This is a genomic window from Mesorhizobium sp. M0514, from assembly GCF_040321145.1.
GTDB lineage: Bacteria > Pseudomonadota > Alphaproteobacteria > Rhizobiales > Rhizobiaceae > Mesorhizobium.
The window spans coordinates 1-20163 of record NZ_JAMYQZ010000061.1 but is presented as its reverse complement, the minus strand read 5'-3'; the positions used below and the strand labels follow the sequence as shown (position 1 = coordinate 20163).

Below are 20163 nucleotides of genomic sequence, written 5' to 3'. Positions count from 1 at the left end.
GGCTGCCAACCTCACGACACCGGCAACGCTCCGCCCTCTTCGGTGCGGCGGGCAATGAACTCGTCGAGCACATCGGATGTGGCAACGGCCGACGCCGGCGGCTGGAAGTCGGCCAGCGTCCGCTTCCAGATGCCGGTGGCGCGCTCGGTGGCCGACTTCGAACCGGACTGCGTCCAGCTGCCGAAATTCGACCAATCGGCGACCAGCGGCTCGTAGAAGGCGGTGCGGTAGCGCGTCATGGTGTGGTCGGCGGAGAAGAAATGCCCGCCCGGCTGGACTTCAGCGATCGCCTCGAAGCCGATCGAATCCTCGTCGCCGGGGGTCGTAGCGCAGAGTTCGGCAACCGTCTGCAATGCCTCGATATCGGTGATCAGCTTCTCGTAGGAGACGCTGAGGCCACCCTCCAGCCAGCCCGCGGCATGGATGCAGACGGTGGCGCCGGCAAGCACCGAGCCCCACAGCGCGAACTGCGTCTCGTGCGCCGCCTGCACATCGGAAATGTTGGCCGCACTGCCGCCGCCGGACCGCCAAGGCAGGCCGGTGAAGTGCGCCAGCTGGCCGGCGCCCAGCGTCGCCTTGACGTGCTCGGGCGTGCCGAAGGCCGGTGCGCCGGACTTCATGTCGACATTGGAGGAGAAGGATCCGTAGACCACCGGTGCGCCCGGCCGCACCATCTGCGCCAGCGCGAGACCAGCCAGCGCCTCGGCATGCTGCAGCGTCAATGCGCCGGCGACGGTGATCGGCGCCATGGCGCCGGCCAGGCAGAAGGGCGTGATGACAGAGACCTGGCCGGCCCTGGCGAAGTCGATGATGCCTTGCGCCATCGGGATATCGAGCTGGCGCGGCGAATTGGTGTTGATCACGGTGTAGCAATGGACGCCGGCCAGGAACTCGTCCTGCGAGAGCCCGCGCGCCAGCCTGATCATCTCGAACCCATCCTCGACCTGCGGCGTGCCGCGGGCGAAGACGAAGGGGAACTTGTCCGACAGGGTCAGCTGCGCACGGTTGACGGCATAGTGGCGCAAATGGTTGTCGACATCCTGCGGCTCGATCCAGGGGCCGAGCATATGCAGCACGTCGAAATTCTGAACAAGCTTGGTCAGTTCTTCGAAAGCGGCGAGCGTGCCCGGACGCCGTCCGCGTTCGAGATCGGTGACGTTGGGCGCCCCGGCTCCGGCCAGGAACGTCATCGAGCCGAGCTCCAGCATGAGATCGCGGCTACGGTTGCCCGCCAGCGCCCGGATGGATTTCGGCGCCGAGGCCAGTGCCGCAGTGACAATATCGCGGCCGATGCGCACCATCTGGCTGTCCTCGTCGACCAGCGCACCGGCTTTGGCGTAGATCGCCCGTGCCTCCGGCAGCAGCACCTTGATGCCGAGCTCTTCCAGCACGCGCAACGCCGTGTCGTGGATGGCCGCGACCTGGTCGTCCGAAAACACCGGCTGCGGCAGGAACGGGTTCTTGAGCGAGCGATAGTTCGGGTGGCGGCTTGACCCGCTGCCGGCCTCACCGGTGTGCCCGCGCCGGCGCTCGCGCCTGGTCTCCCTTATAATGTCATCGACCATGGCCAAAACTCCTCATTGCCGCATCGCCTGCCCTCGGGGTCGTATGGCGAGGCCGGAATAATTCGCGCCGGCCGCTCGACGCCGACAATGTGCACCCAAAGCGCGGTCCCCTCCCCGGCGAATTCGTCGCCCAGCAACGTCAGCGCGACGCTTTTGCCTATTGTGTAGCCATAGCCGGCTGAGGCGACGAAGCCGACGCGCCGGCCCTTGTGCCAGACTGGCTCGAAGCCACTGGCGTCGGCATCGACGGCGTCGACCTCCAGCGTCACGATCCGGGCGGCGCTCAACAAACCGTGCGGTGTGGCCTGGCTGCCCTTGTGAGCCGGGCTGAAATGGAAGAATAGTCTTCGCCGGGTATGCCCGCCCTGAAATTGCCCGCTTGCGGTTCTCAGGTGGGTGGGGTGAGTTTCGGGAATGGCCAGTCCTTTAGAACGACGCCCAAGACGAAGAGGTCCGATCGCCGCCGCACTGCTGGCGGTGGACGCGTGGATCGATTCCTCGCTCTACGAAATCGGCTTCAAGGCCGGCCAGTTCTGGGAATCGGCGACCATTTTTTCGCGGCGCTTCCGAGTCACCGGCTGGCGACGCGGCATCATCGAGGTGCTGAGCGAAGGTTTTACGATGGGCGCCGGCGGCGTCGTCGTGCTGCTCGCACTCGCGATGCCGGCCTTCCAGATCACCACCGGCGACTGGCGCAGTCAGGGCGATTTCGCCGTCACCTTCCTCGACCGCTACGGCAACGAGATTGGCCAGCGCGGCATCATCCAGCGCGATTCCGTGCCTGTCGACGAGATGCCGGACCATGTCATCAAAGCAGTGCTGGCGACCGAGGACCGGCGCTTCTTCGAGCACTACGGCATCGACGTGCTCGGCCTGTCGCGCGCCATCTTCGAGAATGTGCGGGCCAATTCCGTCGTCCAGGGCGGCTCCAGCATCACCCAGCAGCTGGCCAAGAACCTGTTCCTGTCGAATGAGCGGACCTTCCAACGCAAGATCAAGGAAGCCTTCCTGTCGCTGTGGCTGGAGGCCAATCTGTCGAAGAAGGAGATCCTGCAGCTTTATCTCGACCGCGCCTATATGGGCGGCGGCACGTTCGGCATCGAGGCGGCGGCGGATTTCTATTTCGGCAAGAGCGTCAAGGATCTGAACCTCGCCGAGGCGGCGATGCTGGCCGGCCTGTTCAAGGCGCCGACCAAATACGCCCCGCACATCAACCTGCCCGCCGCCCGTGCTCGCGCCAATGTGGTGCTGTCGAACCTCGTCGATTCCGGTTTCATGACCGAAGGCCAGGTGCTGCAGGCAAGGCTGCATCCAGCCGAGATCGTCGACCGCGGCGAGCAGAAGAGCCCGGATTATTACCTCGACTGGGCCTTCGATGAGGTCAAGAAAATCGCCAAGCCCGGCCAGCATTCGCTGGTCGCCCACACCACTTTCGACGCCAACATCCAGAAAGCGGCGGAGGAATCCGTCGAATTCCATCTCCGCCAGTTCGGCAAGGAATACAACGTCACCGAGGGCGCCGTTGTAGTGATCGAGACCAATGGCGCGGTACGCGCCATTGTCGGCGGCCGCGACTATGGCGCAAGCCAGTTCAACCGCGCCACCAAGGCGCTGCGCCAGACCGGCTCCTCGTTCAAACCTTACGTCTACGCCACCGCCATGGAGCACGGGTTCACCCCGGACTCCGTCGTCTCAGGCGGGCCGATCAGCTGGGGCGGCTGGTCACCGCACAATTACAATGGCGGCTCGGCCGGCAATGTGACGCTGATCACGGCGATCGCCAAATCGATCAACACCGTGCCGGTACGGCTGGCCAAGGACTATCTCGGCATCGGCCCGATCAAGGCGATGGCCGAATCATTCGGCGTGGAATCGCCACTGGAGTCGCACAAGACCATGGTGCTCGGCACATCGGGCATGACGGTCATGGACCAGGCGACGGGCTACAGTGTGTTCGCGCAGAACGGCTTCGCCGGCTCGCGGCACGGCATCACCCAGCTCGTCACCCGCACCGGCGATGTCGTCTACGACTTTGCCAAGGATGCGCCGGCGCCGCATCGGGTTCTGTCGGAACAGGCTCTGAAATACATGAACACCATGCTGGCTGCGGTGCCGGCGATCGGCACCGCGCGGCGCGCGCAGCTGCCCGACATCGTCGTCGCCGGCAAGACGGGGACGACGCAATCCTATCGCGACGCCTGGTTCGTCGGCTTCACCGGCAATTACACGGCTGCCGTCTGGCTCGGCAATGACGACTTCACCCCGACCCGCAACATGACCGGCGGCACGCTGCCGGCGATGGTGTGGCAGCGGCTGATGGTCTACGCGCACCAGAATATCGACCTGAAGCCGATCCCCGGCCTAGACAAGCCCTTCGTCGACGAAGAGATCGCGGCCAAAGCCGAGGAAGCGGAGAAGAAAAACGCCGATCAGGCAGCCGCCGATGCCGCGGCCGAGCGCCCGGCGGTGTTGTCCAGCCGCACGACACAGACGCTGCGCGAGATGACCAAGGTGTTCCAGACAGCGCCCGTGCTCGGCTCGCCGCAGACACCGGAGACCCTGTCGGCGCTTTGATTCCACAGCGCTGCTTGCTCTGTGGCCTGCCCCGCTATATCCCCGAACGATAATTCTCTCGTCCCGGTTCTTCATGCTCAAGACCGCCTTTTTCACGCTGCTTTCGCTTGCCATAGCCATCGGCCTCGGCGGCGGCAGCGTCTGGTATGCGCTGCAGGCGCAGAGCGGCGTCGGCGCGATCAGCATCGGCCAATGGACCGCCTTCCCCGAGATCGGCACGCAAGATGCCGACCCCTATTCGAAGGCGCGCGTGGCGCGCGAGGGCGTGCTGGCGCTCGGCAAGGCGGAAGGCTTGTCCTTCATCGCCGAACGCGATGCGGCCGGCGATGAGCTTCAGCGGCAATGCGACTACAGGATCGAGGGCAGTTTCCCGACCGCCCGGTTCTGGACGCTCTATGCCGCGGATCAATCGCTCGGCGTGGTCGACACCGGCAAGCCAAGGCTGGCGGCGCTGCAATCCTACCAGGTGCTGCGTCAGCCCGACAATTCGGTGATCATCGCCGTCGGCAACCGTCCGGCCCCCGGCAACTGGCTTCTGACCGAAGGTTTTGGCCGGATGTATTTCGTGCTCACCTTCTACGACACGCCGATTGCCTCAAGCACCGGCCTTTCCGACGTGTCGCTGCCCCGGATCGTCAAGGCTGGCTGCAATGCGTAGGTTGCTGCACGCCATCCTGCTCGGCCTGCTCGGCGCCGGCATCGTCCACATCGTGGTGCTTTTGCTGGTGCCGGAATTTACCGAGCGCGATGCCTGGTCACGGCTGGCGATGGCGTCCGACCTCTACAAGATGACCAGGCTGGATGCCGAGGCGGGCGGCGCGCCGGTGGTGAAGTCGGTGGATCCGCTGTTTTACGCCGCCGCCTGCCGCTTCGACCTTGCCGAAGGCGTGGTGCGGATCAAGGCGCCGGGCAGCGTGCCGTTCTGGTCGGTGTCGGTCTATGACCGCAACGGCCACAATTTCTATTCATTCAACGACCGCACGGCGACCGGCAGCAAGCTGGACACCGTGGTGCTGACGCCGGCACAGATGATCGACGTGCGCAGGGAGCTTCCCGAAGACCTGCAAGGGGCGATCTTCGTCGAGGCGCCGATCGAGGAAGGCATCTTCGTCATCCGCGCCTTCGTGCCTGACGACAGCTGGAAGCCAGTTGTGTCGCAGTTCCTGGACCAGAGCTCCTGCGAACTGCAGGACTACTGACCTCACCCCGACGACCAGCAAATTCAGTGGTGCGGAACAGGCGTCCGTGGTGTGCCCGGCTGGTCCGGCGGCCGCGCCTGGCCCGCCAATGGCGGATGCTCGTAGCGGACGCCGGGGAAAATGATCACCGCCGCCGGCGTACCGGTGTCCTGAACTGCTCGATTGACTGGTGCCGATCGCGGCACGAAAGACAGTACCATGCCCATGGTTCGCGTATTCCTCTCGGTTGCCCCGGAGCACAACGCAACGCCTCCAAATGTGATTAAGGCCGGCAGAGGGTTAACGGAGCGCTAACGGATCGCGGCTAATTTGATGTTTGTTCCAGGCCTAGCGCGAAACCGACACAGTTGCGGTTGAGCATGGTCCGGGTTGTGTCGAGTGTCGGGCGTATCTTCCGTGTCAGCTTCGGATTTCAGGCAAATCGCCATACGGACGGAATCGGGAAAAGCCGAAAGGCTGTTTCGCGCCGCCGTGTCGGCGTTCTGCTCGCTGACCCGCCCGTCGCGCCGCGAGATCGCCCAGCTCGAGGATCTGACGCTGCCGCTGTTCGACAGCGTGCCGGTCGAATCGCGCCGCTATGTCGCCGCCGCCCTGTCCGAATGCGAATATGCGCCGGCCGCCCTGGTGCGGCGGCTTTGCAAGGAGCCGGTCGATGTCTGCGCGCCCTTGCTCGTCCGTTCGCGGGCGCTGGGCGACATCGACCTGATCGCGTTGATCGGCCGCCACGGCCTGCCGCATGCGCGCGCCATTGCCCGCCGCAAGGATTTGAACCCGACCATCGCGCAGTTGATCAAGGCGCTGGAAAAGCCGACCCTCGTGCGCGTGCGGCAGCCCGAGCCGATCGCCGACGTGGCGGGCAACGGTGCCGAAGCCGCTGCCGCCGCTCCCAGCGCACCAAAACTGCCCGGCAGCGCCGCCGAAACCGCCAGGCGCCGCCTGCGCTCGATGATGCTCGCCGAGGGCGAGGCGACATCGGTCAATCCCTTCGTCGGCTCAGCAACTTACAGCAAGCTGCGCGAGACGGCGCTGACCGGCAAAGCCGCCTTCTTTCAGACCGCGCTTGCCGACGCGCTCGACATCGACTTCTCCACGGCGCGGTCGCTGACCGAGCATTCGAGCTATGTCTCGTTGCTCGCCGCGCTGCGGGCGCTCGACCTCAGCGAGGACAGGGCATTCCTGATCGTGGTCGCGGTTTACCCCCGGGAGTTTCCGCACCCGCAGGCGATCCGCATCTTCCTCGACCGCTACCGGCTGCTGCACCACGAGGCGGCGCTCGACAAGGTGCGCGGCTGGAAGGCCGAAACATTGTCGCGAGCGGTGCGCGGCAACACCCCTGTCGCCGCGAATGGCGACCAAGCGCCGGACGTCGACAAAGCCAGCCTACGGGCCAGCCTCAAGGCGTCTTGACGGAGAGAAGCTCCTCGACGGAAACCGTTCCGGCCTCGATCTCGACCACCCAGATGTCGGGATCGAATTTTTTCTCCCGCTCAAGCCTGGCGTCAAGCGCGGCGGCATCGTCGCCGGCGCCGAGCAGCGTGAAAAAGCGATCATCCGGTTTGTCCGAATCGTAGCTCGTCTGCGGCGCCGGGCCGAACAGGGAGACGTCGCCCAGCCTGCCGCGGGAGAGCACGAAGACAGCGCCGGCCTCGGTCGCGCCGCGCTTGACGACGGCCGCAAAGCCGCCGGCGCCGAAAACACGGCGCAGCAGGGCCGACACCCAAAACTCGGTGGTTACGCGCATGACGAAGCTCCGGAGGACATGCGCGGCGTCTTAGCCGGATTTTCGGCTATCCGCGAGCGGTCGTCTTGACCACCACTCAATTGGTCAGGCCGATCTCGCGCATCTTGACGTAGACGACCTCGTCGGGCTCGCCCGTTTCCGGCAGGCCGAACAGCGACTGGAATTCCTTGATCGCCGCCTTGGTGCGGGCGCCGACGACGCCGTCGAGTTGCATGTCGTCATTGCCGAATGCCTTCAGGCCGGCCTGGATCTTGACGATGCGGGCATCGGGCGCTTGGGCGGATACCGGCGCGGAAACCGGGATGGGCGCAGGCGCGGCCTCGGGCGCGGCAACTCGAGCGGCGGCCATATCCACGGGCCTCGGCACAGGATGCGGGATGCCAGCTGTTGTCTGCTTGGCGCCGAGCTGGTCGAGCAGGACGGCGTCGATCTCACCGGAGGCCGGCAGGCCAACTTTCTGCTGGTATGCCTGGATCGCCTTTTGGGTATTCGGCCCGGAAATGCCGTCGACCGTTCCCGTGTAGAAATCGAGATCCTTCAGGATGCCCTGGACCTGCTCGACGGTCGGATCGCTTTTGACCGGAGCCGGGCCGGGCCGCAGGATGTTGATGGTGGTTTCGGGTTCGTCCGCGCCGGGGTGCGGAAAACCCTCGATGCTGCGGGTGGCGAAGAAGGCGCCGGCATGCGGAAACGGCTGGTACCACAGCGCGTTGGCGGAAACGTAGAACAGCGTCACCAGGAAGGCGGTCGAGCCGCCGACCAGGACCGGATTGCGCGAGATCGCGCCGCCCAGCGCAATCGCGCCGGCCTCGAACGCGCCGCTGCGGCGCTTGACCGCCTTAGGCTGTTTTGCGGAGCGAGCCATTCCTGTCCCCTTTCGCGTCGCCTTTCGTCCTGGTCGCGGGCATCGGCAGCACGCCGTTCCTCTCGGTCGCGCTCCTCTTCGGCCCGTTCACCGGCAGGCTGATCGTGACCGTCGTCCCCTCGCCCGGCATGCTTTCGATCGACATCGTGCCGTCGTGCAGCGCCACCAGGCCCTTGACCAGCGACAGGCCGAGCCCGGTGCCCTCGAAGCGGCGCGTATAGTCGTTCTGGATCTGCATGAACGGCTTGCCGAGATTGACAAAATCTTCCTCGGCGATGCCGATGCCGGTGTCCCTGACCCAGAAATGCAGCCGCGAGCCGATCCGCTTGGCGCCGACGATGATATCGCCGCCATCGGGCGTGAACTTGACCGCATTGGAGACGAGGTTGATCAGGATCTGCTGCACGGCACGACGGTCGGCATTGATCTCCCCGGCGTCCGGCGCAATCTGCGCCTGGAGATCGATGTTCTTGGCATTCGCCTGCAGCTGCATCATCGACTGGCACATCTCGACCGCTTCGATGAATCGGAACGGTTCGGGCTCGGTCGCGTAGGCGCCGGCCTCGATCCTCGAGACATCAAGGATGGAGGTGACGACGGCAAGCAGATGCTGGCCCGACTCCTTCACCAGGCTGACATACTCCTTCTGGCGCGGGTCCTTGAAGCCGCCGAACATCTCATGCAGCAGCATGTCGGAAAAACCGATGATGGCGTTGAGCGGCGTCCGAAGCTCATGGCTGACGACCGCCAGGAAGCGGCCCTTTGCCACCTCGGCCGACGCTGCGGCCTCATTGGCGGCAGCAAGCTCGTCGCGCAATTCGGCAGTCTCGTCGTTCTCGCGCAGCAGCAGAGTGAAGGTCTCCTGCTGCTCTTCGGCACGCATCAGTTCGAGCTGAAATGGCCGGTAATTGTCGGCCGTCGAGGCGCTGCCGTCCTGCGGCAGCCTTACCCGAAGATCGAGCCGGCGCGCCAGGGCGCCATCGCGCATGTCGGCAAGCGCGCTGAGATAAGCGACGCGATCGGACAGGTGGATGCGGTCGAACAGCCCGGCGCCGAAAAGCAGTTCCGGCGGCAGCTTCAGGATGGTGCGCGCCTTGGCCGAGGCATCCAGGACCTCGCCATGCCGGGCGACATGCAGGACAACGGCGTCGATCATGTCTTCAAGGCGGTCGTTTGGAAGCAGCGCGGGCTGCGCGCGTGCGGCATCGCCTAGGGCTGCGAGCCGAGGAACCAGCGTCAGGCCCCAGGCGAGCGGCAGCAGCCAGTGCCACGCCGCGACTTGCGCCCCGCCGAGCGGGACGACAGAGGCGACAAAGGGCTGCAGCAGCATTGCGGCCAAGGCCGAGAGGCCGCCCCAAAGTGCCGCGCGCTTTGAACCGCCGATCCACCAGGCCTCGAATGGCAGTGCCAGGGCCAGCAGCGCAACCGGCGACGCCAGGCCGCCTGCTGCCGCGACGGCGCCGGCAAGCGCAAGACCGCCGGCGGCAAGGGCAACCTGGGCTGCCAGCGTCATCTTGCCTGACGCCGCCACCAGCAAGGCGGCGAACCAGCAAAGACCGAAGGCGGCGAAAATGGCTGCGACGGTGACGGCGGCGCCCATGCCCGAGGTGACCAGTGTCACCGCCGCACCGGCGGCGAAGAACGGAGCGGCAAGCATGATGCCGATGAACCGGCGCTGGCGCAGGCGATCGCCCTGGCCGATGATGGCCGGATGGACCATGCGTTCGCAACCGGCCGCCAGCGCGCCAGGCAGTTCAATATATCTGGCAGTTGTCAAACTCAACGCACTCGCACCCGGTCGTGACTGCCCTGCTTTGCAGGTCGCTTTTGCTTGTTTGAAACTCGCATCCAGCGTTTAAGGAATGAATAAGGCTGACCGGAACAACGAGCGCGCTGCGGCAAAAATTGGAGCGCCGGCACCGGAATGCACCGCCATTTGTGGCCATAGTAAACGGAGCGTTATGTGCAAAGGGCGTGCCCGTGGCTGCGAAACCCTGAGCCGGCATGCCTGCTCTTCTGAAGATATCCATGCGCAACAATCGCTTAGATGGTTACTGCAAGGTTAAGAAAATTGCCGGCATTTGAGGCTAATGCACTGCAAAACGCCTCGCTTCGAATTTGCCTAAAATTTGAGGAAAATTTTCACTGAGCAGGAAAGCCGTCCTTTGCGCCTCATGTGCCATTGTGGCTGATATAAAGAGGTCATTGCGCATGGACGCATGATCCGGTCATTGGACGAGAGGGCAGATCGATGGGCTTTTTGATAAGAATGGCGTTCTGGTTTTCGCTGGTGTTGCTAGCGCTGCCGCTGACCGTCGGCCCCGACGAGGATGGCCGCGAGAGCGTCGGGCCGTTCCAGGCGCTTTTTGCGGCGCGCGAAGCGGTCGGCGACATCGCCGGCATTTGCGAGCGTAAGCCGGACGTCTGCGAAACCGGCAAGTCGGCGATGCATACGATCAGCGCCCGGGCCAAGGAAACCGCCAAGATCGCCGCCGCCATGCTGGACGACAAGAGCGCCGAGACCTCGCCCGATACATCGCTGGCCACCGGCAGCGTCGCCAAGGACATCGTGCTGCCGGCGACAGTCAACATACCTGCCAAGCTGGTGGCGAAGAACTAAACACCATTTCAGCTGTATCTACAGCGACACCGCAGGCCGGTCGGACCTCTCGATGCCTGCGGTGCTTTTCTTCTTTTTCCGTGACGCCGGAGCCGCGGATGACTATATCCCGAGCAATGGCCACGACGATCCAGACGATCCGCGACGACTTCTCCCTGCTCGACGAGTGGGAAGACCGCTATCGCTATGTCATCGAGCTCGGCGAAGCGCTGCCGCCATTTCCCGACGCCGAACGCAACGCCGCCAACAAGGTGCCGGGCTGCGTCAGCCAGGTCTGGCTGACCACGAACCGAGCGCCGGGCGCCGATCCGGTCATCACCTTCACAGGCGATTCAGACGCTCATATCGTGCGCGGTCTGGTCGCCATCATGCTGGCGCTGTTTTCGGGACGGACTGCCAGCCAGATCCTTGAAACGGACGCAGAGGCGACGCTGAGGTCGCTTGGCCTCGACGAACATCTGTCGCCGCAGCGGGCCAATGGCCTGCGCTCGATGGTCAAGCGCGTCAAGCGCGACGCCGAGATGGCTCTCAAGCAGACTGCTTGATTGCTCTATCTTCTCTTCTTTCGACGCAATTCCCAAGAGAAAGCGCTCGGCAGTTTTCCTGGAATTGTTCTAGAAACAAAAACGGCGCCGTAAGGGGCGCCGTTGATCTTGTCCATTGGAGCCGGTGTTACCGCCCCTTGCGCTTGCGGCCGAGGCCCATCTTCTTGGCCAGCTGCGAACGGGCAGCGGCATAGTTAGGGGCAACCATCGGATAGCTGGCGTCGAGATTCCACTTCTCGCGGTATTCATCGGGCGTCAGACCGTAATGGGTCATCAGGTGGCGCTTCAGCGACTTGAACTTCTTGCCATCTTCAAGGCAGACGATGTAATCGTCATGAACAGAGCGCTTCGGGTTTACCGCAGGCTTCTGCTTGTCGGCCGGAGGCTGTTCGCTTGCTCCGCCCACGCGCCCGAGAGCGGCATGGACATCAGCGATAAGGTTCGGCAATTCGCCGACCGGCACGGGATTGTTGCTGACATAGGCTGCCACCACATCGGCGGTCAGCTCGATCAGCGCATCGCTATTTCTGGAAGGTGTTTCGACGATATCCATGGCTTAGGCCCCAACGAAGGATGTTTCTGTTTGCGCCCTTTTTGGAAGATCGGGCATGGCGCGAATTTCACGCGGGAAGAGCTTCATGGATTCGCGTCCGGGCATCTTAATGAGCCCACAGACAAAGTAAGTCAATTCGCATCTTGCGCTATATTCAACGATATTCATCGAATAGTCGCTCTTCAGCTTCAATCTTTGGTGCACTCTGTAACTTCGCGATATTTTCTGGTCGGACCAGGACTAGCATGACGTAAGGTCACGCCATCGCTAAATCAGCAGGGACTCATAAAGTGGGCAGCGATGCTTGGTCTATGCTTCAAGGTTGGGGCAGCTGATTGTCGGATTCGTACCAAACCGCAAGTTGCAAAGCGTTGGCGAAACCCGCCGAAGAAGATATTCGGTCTGACCGGATTCAATCCGGCGTGAGGTATTTTCCATAGACCCAGCCACTAACAAAAGCACCATTTTGCGCCGGGTCGTGCCAAACTTGACACCATTGATAGCGAATTGCCTGTTTCTGTTTCCAGTGCGGCTGGCCGGCGATCTCCAGAAGATTCAAGCCGCCGGTGCACTTGCCGGTCATCTGCAGGATCGTCCCGTTGGGATAGGCGGCCTGCTTCTGCGAGGTGCCGGACGGATATTTGCGAACGTTGAGCGTGTCGCCGAACGGCACGCCAGCCACTTGCCAAGCGGCGAACGCGGTTGCATGAGACTGGCCGGTGAAAGCCAGAACGGTCGAAGCGACGACGGCGAGAGCCGCAGCGGTGTTGATATGGAAATTCATCATCCTCTCCTTTTGGCTAATCTCCCGAGCCCGCCGCAACCAATACATCCCGGCCCTTGAACCCGCGCTGATCGGCGTGTTCATTTGCCATTCAAGTAATTTCTTCAGTGAGACGCAATGACCAAGACCTCAGCTTTTCCGACCGCCAGCCCGCCGAGCCCCGAGAAACACCCCGTCTTCGACACGCATCACGGCATTACCCGCACAGATGACTATGCCTGGCTGAGGGCCGAGAACTGGCAGGCGATGTTCAGGGACCCTTCCCTGCTTGAGGGCCGCATCCGCGCCCATCTCGAAGCCGAAAACGCCTATCAAGCAGTGCTTATGGCCGATACGCTAGAGCTTCGGAAGCAGCTGTTCGGCGAGATGAAGGGGCGCATCAAGGAAGATGATTCGACGGTGCCGATGAAGGATGGCCCCTATGCTTACGGCTCATCCTTCAAGCTTGGCGGCGAACAGCCCCGCTATTTCCGCATGCCGCGCGATGGCGGCGATGAGCAGATCCTGCTCGATGGCGACGCGGAAGCCGAGGGCAAGCCCTATTTCCGCCTCGGCGGCGTCGACCATTCGGCCGATCACCGCAAGCTGTTGTGGGCGTTCGACGACAAGGGCTCTGAATTCTTCACACTTCGCGTGCGCGATCTCACCAGCGGCAAGGAACTGAGCGACCAGATCGAGGCCACCAGTGGTGGCGGCGTCTGGAATGCCGCCGATGACGGCTTCTTCTACACAAGGCTCGACGACAATCATCGCCCGTCCAAGGTGCTGTTCCACGCGCTCGGCGGCAGCCCCCTTAATGACCGGCTGATTTATGAGGAAACCGATCCCGGCTTCTTCATGGATGTCGGCGGCACGCGCTCCAACGAATGGATCATGATCGGGATCAACGATCACGAAACCTCGGAATATCACCTGATGCGCGCCGATGAGCCTTTCGCCGAGCCAAAGCTGGTGGCAAAGCGCGAGACTGGCCTGCAATATGATCTGGAAGAAGGCGGCGACATCTTCTTCGTCCTCACCAATGCCGACGGCGCCAAGGACTTCAAGATCATGACGGCGCCGGCTAATGACCCGGTTCGGGCCAATTGGGAAGAGCTGGTGGCGCACGAGCCAGGCCGGCTGATCCTGTCGGTGGTCGGCTTCAGGGATCATATGGTCAGGCTCGAGCGCAAGGAAGGGCTGCCGCGCATCGTCGTTCGCGATCGCCGCAGCGGCGAGGAGCATCTGATCTCGTTCGACGAAGAGGCGTTCTCGCTCGGCCTGTCGGGGTCCTATGAATACGACACCGAGATCATGCGCTTCACCTATTCGTCGATGACGACCCCGGCGCAGGTCTTCGACTACAATATGCGCAGCCGCGAGCGTGTGCTGCTGAAGACCCAGGAAGTGCCGTCCGGTCACAATCCGGATCATTATGTCACGCGCCGGCTGATGGCGCCGGCCGCCGATGGCGAACTGGTGCCGGTCTCGCTGCTGCACCACCGCGACACGCCGCTCGATGGCTCCGCACCGTGCCTGCTTTACGGCTACGGCTCTTACGGCATTGCCATTCCGGCGGCGTTCAACACCAACTGGTTCTCGCTGGTCGACCGTGGCTTTGTCTTTGCCATCGCCCATGTCCGCGGCGGCAAGGACAAGGGCTATGGCTGGTATGACGACGGCAAGCGGGCGCACAAGATGAACACGTTCACCGATTTCATCGCCGTCGCGCAGCATCTCGTCGCCGAGCGTTACACCCAACACGACCGCATCGTCGCGCAAGGCGGCTCGGCCGGCGGCATGTTGATGGGTGCGATCGCCAACATGGCGCCGCATAGTTTCGGCGCCATCGTTGCCGAGGTTCCCTTTGTCGACGTGCTGACCACGATGCTCGACGCAAGCTTGCCGCTGACGCCGCCGGAGTGGCCGGAATGGGGCAACCCGATCGCGTCGGCGGAAGATTACCAAACGATCGCCGCCTACTCACCCTATGACAATGTCGCCGATCACGAATACCCGCCGATACTGGCGCTGGCCGGCCTCACCGATCCGCGCGTCACCTATTGGGAGCCGGCCAAATGGGTGGCGCGGCTGCGCGAGCGCAAGAGCGGCGACAATCCGGTGCTGTTCAAGATCAACATGGATTCCGGCCATGCCGGCGCCTCCGGCCGCTTTTCAAGGCTGGAGGAGATCGCCTATACCTACTCCTTCGCGCTCAAGGTTACGGCCAAGCCCGAACCCGAGGTTACGGGCAAGCCCGAACCTGAGGTGACGGGCAAGGCTGAGAATGCAACGGAGGCGTCGCAATGATCGATCTATCCACCTTGACGGCTTACATAGCGGTTGTGCTTGGCTTTGTGTTTATTCCAGGCCCAGCCACGCTTTTGACGGTCGCGCGAGCGACGAGTTCCGGAACCAGGGTTGGCGTCGCGACGGGCGCGGGCGTCGCGGCTGGCGATGTGTTCCATACCATCATGGCGATGGTCGGCATTTCGGCGATCATCGCCACTTCGGCAACGCTGTTCAGCGTCGTAAAATATATCGGCGCGGCGTATCTCGTTTACCTCGGCGTCCGCGCAATCATCGAGAGAATACCGGCCGACCCTACTGCCGGCGCACTCGCGATCTCCGCCAGCAAGGCGTTTCGTCAAGCTGTCCTGACCGAAGTGCTTAACCCAAAGACGGCGCTTTTCTTCCTCGCCTTCCTGCCCCAGTTCGTGCGGCCTGAAAACGGATCGGTGATGCTCCAGATGATGACGCTGGGCATAATCTTTGTTCTGCTCGGCCTTTTCAGCACAGTCGTCTTTGCCGTGAGTGCGGGCCGGCTCGGCACGTTCCTGCGCCGCAATCCGTCGGTGGTGAAATGGCAAGGCAAGGTGGTTGGCGGCATCTACTGCGCGTTAGGCGTCCGTCTGGCCTTGCAGCAGCGCTGATGTCGATGCGAAAGGCGCGCCCGTCGAGGCGCGCCGGTCGTCACTTTTTGAATTCCAGGCTGCTCATTTTCACTCGCATTTGCAATGGCTGCGCGCTACCCAATGCGCGCCACCTTCCAGACCATGACATACGCAAAGGGGCCACTATGTTGCTCGTCGACACCTATCTCGAGAAATCACCGATCCAGGGCATCGGGGTTTTCGCCAGGAACCACATTGCCAAGGGCACGCTGGTCTGGAAGCTCGACCCCAGATTCGACCGGATCATCGACGTCGAGACCTATGAAGGCGAGAGCGGCCCGGTGAAGAACTATCTCGACCGTTATTCCTATCCAGACCGCCGGGATCCGAACTACATCGTCTTCGAAGCCGACGACGCACGCTACATGAACCATGACGACGAACCGAATTGCGATGTCTCCTCGCCCGAGGAAACCTATGCCTTGCGCGACATCGCACCCGGCGAGGAACTGACCTGCAATTACAGCCATTTCTTCGAGACGGGCTTCGACTTCCTCGGCGATCGCCACCTGTAGATGGCCACCTGTAGCCGGGATCACTTGGCCGGCTTGCTGCGCACCGGGTAGCCGTTGGGATGCGGCGGCACCGCCTTGAGATAGGCGGCGATCGCCGCGCGATCTTCCGGCGGCAGTTCGGCCATGTTGCGCTGCACGTCGACCATGGCGCCGCCTACCGAGTCGAAATCGGGGGTAAAACCGGTTTCGAGATAGTTGGCGATGTCGGCTTCCGACCAGTCACCGAGCCCGCCCTCGCCCGATGTGATGTTCGGCACGATGCCGCTGCCTTCGGCGGCCGCCGCGCCAGCCAGCCACTGGCTCTTCCTAGTGGCGCCGGTGAAGTCGCGCGGCGTGTGGCATTCGCCGCAATGGCCAGGCCCCTCGACCAGATAGCGGCCGGCGAGTACCGGATCAGGCGTGCCATCGGCAAAGGCAATCACCGGCTCCTTGCTGAGATAGAGCCGCTTCCACAGGCCGAGGCCGCGGCGGATGTTGAAGGGGAAACTCAGGGAATTGTCCGGCGCCTTGCCGGCGACCGCCGGCAGCGTCTTCAGGAACGCATAGAGATCGGCAATATCAGCCGGCTTCATGCGGGCGTAGGATGCGTAGGGGAAGGCCGGATAGAAATGCTCGCCCGACGGCGACACGCCCTTCAGCATGGCGTTGGCAAGGTCCTCGACCGTCCAGGCGCCGATGCCGTCCTTGGGATCCTGCGAGATGTTGGGCGGCACGAAGGTGCCGAACGGCGTCTTGAGCTCGAGGCCGCCGACCAGTTGCAAACGGGCGTCGCCTTGCGAGCCCGACTTGGCGTGACAGGAGGTGCAGCCGCCGGCATTGAAAATGCGCTTGCCCCTGGCGGCGTCGCCGGGGCCGAGTTGCGCCAGGGTGCCAGTGTCGAGCTTGACCGGCGCCGACAACAGCCAGCCGGCGCCCGCACCGACGACGCCCAGGACAAGGGCGACGCCGACAAATTTTTTCCACAAGGGCATTGCCCGGGATCAGCTCTTCTTCACCCGATAGGTCTTGTGGCAGGTGCCGCAATCACTGCCGAGCGTATCGATCTGCGCCTTCAGCGCATCGACATCGGCGGGCGCGGCGGCGACTGCGGCCTTGACGTCGGCGAGGTACTTGTCTTCGGTCGATTTGAAGCCCGCCATGTCTTTCCAGATTTTGGGCGAGGCGGTGGTATCACCGCTGTCGCTGCCGGCCGGGAACAGCGTGTCGACATCGAACTTCTCGGCATTGACTTGCAGCGCCTGCAGCGCCGTCAGCACGGCGGCGGCATCGAAGTCTGCCTCGCCCTTGGCGATTTTTGACAGGCCGCCGACGATCTTGCCTCGTTCCTTCATCAGTCCCTGTCGGTCGAGGATCGGGTCGGCAAAAGCCGCCGAGGCGGCGAGGCTGAGCATAGAGATGGCGATAACAAGCTTTCTCATTCAATTGGCTCCAGGATGATGAGGGGTCGCGACCTAACGTTAACGGAGGGCGGGCCGGGATTATTCCCTGTCCGCCGGCCGGATTCTGCCGAATTTTGTGTGCCTGCTGCTTCAGCTGAGAAAGAAAAGCCCCGGAGTACCGGGGCTTCTCTGGGTCGATCAGGCTTTCGCCTCTTCGTACATTTCAAGGACATGGTCCCAGTTGATGAGGCTGTCGACGAAGGCCTCGAGATATTTCGGCCGCGCGTTGCGGTAGTCGATGTAATAGGAATGTTCCCAGACATCGACGCCGAGGATCGGCGATGCGCCATGGACGAGCGGGTTCTCGCCGTTCGGCGTCTTGGATATCGCCAGCTTGCCGTCCTTGACCGAGACCCAGGCCCAGCCCGAACCGAACTGCGTGGTGCCGGCGGCGATGAAGTCGGCCTTGAACTTGTCGTAGCCGCCGAGGTCGGCGTCGAAAGCCTTCTGCAGGGCGCCCGGAAGCTTGTTGCCGCCGCCGCCCTTCTTCATCCACTTCCAGAAATGGATGTGGTTGTAGTGCTGGGCTGCGTTGTTGAAGAGGCCGGCATTCTTGCCGAACGACTGTTTGACCACCTCTTCGACCGACAGATCGCCAAGGCCCGCTTCGGCGGCCAGCTTGTTGCCGTTGTCGACATAGGCCTTGTGGTGCTTGTCGTGGTGATACTCCAGCGTCTCCTTCGACATGTAAGGCTGCAAGGCCTCGTAGTCGTAGGGCAAGGCGGGCAATTCAAAAGCCATCGGTCATACTCCTCATGGAAAAATCCGGTGCGGATACCGGATTAAGATAGGGCTGCATTGATCTGGAACAACTCCGGAATGAAGCGCCAATTGCCTTTTAGCGGCTCAACCGGCGGAAGTCGAATGCGCCCATTCCCAATAAAGGTCGCGCGCTTTCTTGGCCACCGGCCCGGGCTGCAGATCGCGGTCCTCGATGCGGGTGATCGGCACCACCTTGGAATGGTTTCCGGTCGAAAATATCTCGTCGGCTTCGAGAAAGTCGCGCACCGACAGCATCTTCTCCGTGGTCTTGAAGCCGTAATCGCCAAGCAGCGTCATGGTGCGCGAGCGGGTGATGCCGGACAGGAAGGTGCCGTTGGGCGCCGGCGTCAACACGTGGCTGTCCTTGACCAGGAATATGTTCGAGGTTCCGGTCTCGGCGACATTGCCCAGCATGTCGAGCACCAGCGCATTGTCGAAGCCGCGTCCCTTCGCTTCGAGTATGGCGCGGCCATTGTTGGGATAGAGGCAGCCGGCCTTGGCATTGGTCGGCATGGTCTCGATGGTCGGCCGCCGGAACGGCGACACGGTGATCGAAAAGCCGGTCGGCGAGATCATCGGCGATTCGTAGAGGCAGAGGCAGAAACGGGTCGAGGCCGGATCGGCCGGCACGCCCATGTAGCCGCCATGCTCGGCCCAGTACATCGGCCTGATGTAGACCGCTGTCTTGCCGTCGAACTTCTTCAGCCCGTCCCAGGTCAGTCCAACAATCTCATCGGCGCTCATCGACGGCGCGAGGCCGAGCGCGGTCGCCGATGCGTTCACCCTAGCGGCATGCAGCTCGAGATCGGGGGCGACGCCTTCGAACCAGCGGGCGCCGTCGAAGACGCTGGTGCCGAGCCACATGGCGTGGCTGCGCGGACCCAGAATGGCGACGTTGCCTTCGTACCAGTCGCCGTCGACGAAGGTCCATGTCGCCGATAGCGCCGCAGTCGCCAGTGTCATTGTTCGTTCCGCTTCAAAGCTGTTTGTTGCCAGGCATTGGAAGATGCTTTGACCGGCGCCGTCAACCGGCATGGAGCGGTTTTTGTTGAGGCCAGAGAGCCCCAAGAAAGCGATCAAGACCACAATCGATGCTTGCACCTTGCGCCGCCTGCCCTCAAAACTGTCGCCATGCATTACGCGGCTTACGTTTTCGACGCCTATGGCACGTTGTTCGACGTGCACGCAGCCGTGCGCCGTCATGACGGCGAGATCGGCCCCGACGGCCCGCTGCTTTCGGAAATCTGGCGCGCCAAGCAGCTGGAATATTCCTGGGTGCGCACGCTGATGGGCGGCTATGCCGATTTCTGGCAGCTCACCGAACAGGCGCTCGATTTCGCCCTGCTCAAGGTTCCCTCCGCCGACAAGGGACTGAAGGCCAAGCTGCTCGAAGTCTATTGGCGGCTCGACTGCTATCCGGAAGTGCCGGCCGTGCTCAAGGCGCTGAAAGCATCCGGCGCCAAGCTCGCAATCCTGTCCAACGGCTCGCCCGAGATGCTGGAAGCGGCGGTCAAGTCGGCCGCCCTCGACCAGGTGCTGGACGATATCTTTTCGGTTGACGCCGTCAGGCGCTTCAAGACCGACCCGTCGACCTACGACATGGTGGCGACGGGCTGGCGACTCTATCCGGGCGCCGTCTCGTTCCAGTCGTCCAACCGCTGGGACGTCGCCGGCGCCACCAAATTCGGCTTTCGCACCGTATGGATCAACCGCGCCAACCAGCCCGAGGAATACCGGGATTTCCCGCCGGCGCTGATCCTGCCGTCGCTTGAAGGCCTGCTGACCGGCGGCTGATCACTCTGTTGCCTTCGAGCAACAGTGGCAGGGCGGTCACAGCTTCGCCTTTGTTTGTCCACCCTCAGGCCAGAATCGGAACCGCCTATCGCGTCAGGCATTGGGGGAGGCCGACCACTGCGCCGCTTGAAGGCATTCACGCTTTCTTGCGATTCGAGACTTAAAAAAGGCAACCATGTTGAAGACCGAAATCGACCCCTATCGCCTGAGCCGTCGCGGCTTTCTGAATGCTGCAGCCCTTGGCGCCGCTTCGATTGCGGTCTCCGCCTGCACC

At 63.0% G+C, this 20163-nt stretch carries 22 protein-coding genes; 11 read left to right on the top strand and 11 right to left on the bottom strand.

The window, feature by feature from the left end; genetic code table 11:
* Window positions 1-11: 11 nt before the first annotated feature.
* Entirely contained in the window at window positions 12-1565 is a 1554-nt protein-coding gene (locus tag NKI61_RS22590) for a trimethylamine methyltransferase family protein (RefSeq protein WP_352840880.1), read from the bottom strand.
* Entirely contained in the window at window positions 1547-1852 is a 306-nt protein-coding gene (locus tag NKI61_RS22585) for a glycine cleavage T C-terminal barrel domain-containing protein (protein ID WP_023727644.1), read from the bottom strand. Before NKI61_RS22585 ends, NKI61_RS22590 begins: the two co-directional genes overlap by 19 nt.
* Window positions 1853-1979: 127 nt before the next feature.
* Between NKI61_RS22585 and NKI61_RS22580 the strand changes: the two genes are divergently transcribed.
* From NKI61_RS22580 to NKI61_RS22565, 4 genes are all read left to right on the top strand, one after another.
* Complete coding sequence (locus NKI61_RS22580) at window positions 1980-4139, top strand: transglycosylase domain-containing protein (RefSeq protein ID WP_352840879.1); 2160 nt, start codon at window positions 1980-1982, stop codon at window positions 4137-4139.
* Window positions 4140-4212: 73 nt separating this feature from the next.
* Entirely contained in the window at window positions 4213-4797 is a 585-nt protein-coding gene (locus tag NKI61_RS22575; protein ID WP_023670163.1) for a DUF1214 domain-containing protein, read from the top strand.
* Window positions 4790-5338, top strand: a complete 549-nt coding sequence (locus tag NKI61_RS22570) for a DUF1254 domain-containing protein (protein ID WP_023687234.1) — start codon at window positions 4790-4792, stop codon at window positions 5336-5338. Before NKI61_RS22575 ends, NKI61_RS22570 begins: the two co-directional genes overlap by 8 nt.
* Before the next feature lie 396 nt (window positions 5339-5734).
* Entirely contained in the window at window positions 5735-6745 is a 1011-nt protein-coding gene (locus NKI61_RS22565) for a hypothetical protein (RefSeq protein ID WP_352755819.1), read from the top strand.
* On the opposite strand, the gene NKI61_RS22560 is transcribed toward NKI61_RS22565, so the two are convergent.
* The 3 genes from NKI61_RS22560 to NKI61_RS22550 form a co-directional block, all read right to left on the bottom strand.
* Window positions 6732-7079 (bottom strand): DUF1491 family protein, encoded by a 348-nt coding sequence (locus NKI61_RS22560; protein WP_023698568.1) that lies wholly within the window; start codon window positions 7077-7079, stop codon window positions 6732-6734. The two genes, NKI61_RS22565 and NKI61_RS22560, sit on opposite strands and share 14 nt — an antisense overlap.
* Window positions 7080-7155: 76 nt before the next feature.
* On the bottom strand, window positions 7156-7944 hold the full coding sequence (locus tag NKI61_RS22555; protein ID WP_023670159.1) for a peptidoglycan-binding domain-containing protein: 789 nt from the start codon (window positions 7942-7944) through the stop codon (window positions 7156-7158).
* A complete protein-coding gene (locus NKI61_RS22550; RefSeq protein ID WP_352755845.1) occupies window positions 7919-9664 on the bottom strand; it encodes a sensor histidine kinase in 1746 nt (581 codons plus the stop codon). Before NKI61_RS22550 ends, NKI61_RS22555 begins: the two co-directional genes overlap by 26 nt.
* 531 nt (window positions 9665-10195) lie before the next feature.
* On the opposite strand from NKI61_RS22550, the gene NKI61_RS22545 reads away from it, so the two are divergent.
* Both NKI61_RS22545 and NKI61_RS22540 read left to right on the top strand, forming a co-directional pair.
* Window positions 10196-10564, top strand: coding sequence for a DUF5330 domain-containing protein (locus NKI61_RS22545; protein ID WP_023684546.1), 369 nt, complete (start codon window positions 10196-10198; stop codon window positions 10562-10564).
* Window positions 10565-10680: 116 nt separating this feature from the next.
* Window positions 10681-11109, top strand: coding sequence for a SufE family protein (locus NKI61_RS22540; protein WP_023692799.1), 429 nt, complete (start codon window positions 10681-10683; stop codon window positions 11107-11109).
* A gap of 127 nt (window positions 11110-11236) precedes the next feature.
* On the opposite strand, the gene NKI61_RS22535 is transcribed toward NKI61_RS22540, so the two are convergent.
* The gene (locus NKI61_RS22535) at window positions 11237-11662 is read right to left on the bottom strand and encodes a Ros/MucR family transcriptional regulator (RefSeq protein WP_023673680.1); all 426 of its coding nucleotides are present in this window, start codon (window positions 11660-11662) and stop codon (window positions 11237-11239) included.
* Window positions 11663-12074: 412 nt separating this feature from the next.
* Complete coding sequence (locus NKI61_RS22530; RefSeq protein ID WP_352840893.1) at window positions 12075-12449, bottom strand: SH3 domain-containing protein; 375 nt, start codon at window positions 12447-12449, stop codon at window positions 12075-12077.
* Between the two features lie 114 nt (window positions 12450-12563).
* Between NKI61_RS22530 and NKI61_RS22525 the strand changes: the two genes are divergently transcribed.
* From NKI61_RS22525 to NKI61_RS22515, 3 genes are all read left to right on the top strand, one after another.
* Window positions 12564-14735 (top strand): S9 family peptidase, encoded by a 2172-nt coding sequence (locus NKI61_RS22525; RefSeq protein WP_352840877.1) that lies wholly within the window; start codon window positions 12564-12566, stop codon window positions 14733-14735.
* Complete coding sequence (locus NKI61_RS22520; protein ID WP_352512373.1) at window positions 14732-15358, top strand: LysE family translocator; 627 nt, start codon at window positions 14732-14734, stop codon at window positions 15356-15358. Before NKI61_RS22525 ends, NKI61_RS22520 begins: the two co-directional genes overlap by 4 nt.
* A 146-nt stretch (window positions 15359-15504) precedes the next feature.
* Window positions 15505-15894 (top strand): SET domain-containing protein, encoded by a 390-nt coding sequence (locus NKI61_RS22515; RefSeq protein ID WP_023673684.1) that lies wholly within the window; start codon window positions 15505-15507, stop codon window positions 15892-15894.
* Window positions 15895-15914: 20 nt separating this feature from the next.
* Here the strand turns inward: NKI61_RS22515 and NKI61_RS22510 are convergent, their stop codons facing one another.
* From NKI61_RS22510 to NKI61_RS22495, 4 genes are all read right to left on the bottom strand, one after another.
* Entirely contained in the window at window positions 15915-16865 is a 951-nt protein-coding gene (locus NKI61_RS22510; protein ID WP_023742666.1) for a cytochrome c, read from the bottom strand.
* A gap of 9 nt (window positions 16866-16874) precedes the next feature.
* Window positions 16875-17312, bottom strand: coding sequence for a c-type cytochrome (locus tag NKI61_RS22505; protein ID WP_023684552.1), 438 nt, complete (start codon window positions 17310-17312; stop codon window positions 16875-16877).
* A gap of 159 nt (window positions 17313-17471) precedes the next feature.
* Window positions 17472-18074, bottom strand: coding sequence for a superoxide dismutase (locus NKI61_RS22500; RefSeq protein ID WP_023673687.1), 603 nt, complete (start codon window positions 18072-18074; stop codon window positions 17472-17474).
* A gap of 105 nt (window positions 18075-18179) precedes the next feature.
* A complete protein-coding gene (locus tag NKI61_RS22495; RefSeq protein ID WP_023673688.1) occupies window positions 18180-19058 on the bottom strand; it encodes a branched-chain amino acid aminotransferase in 879 nt (292 codons plus the stop codon).
* 168 nt (window positions 19059-19226) lie between these two features.
* Between NKI61_RS22495 and NKI61_RS22490 the strand changes: the two genes are divergently transcribed.
* Both NKI61_RS22490 and NKI61_RS22485 read left to right on the top strand, forming a co-directional pair.
* On the top strand, window positions 19227-19889 hold the full coding sequence (locus NKI61_RS22490; RefSeq protein ID WP_352840876.1) for a haloacid dehalogenase type II: 663 nt from the start codon (window positions 19227-19229) through the stop codon (window positions 19887-19889).
* A 175-nt stretch (window positions 19890-20064) separates the two neighbouring features.
* A partial coding sequence (locus NKI61_RS22485) for a twin-arginine translocation signal domain-containing protein (RefSeq protein ID WP_352840891.1) occupies window positions 20065-20163 on the top strand: 99 nt, incomplete at its 3' end.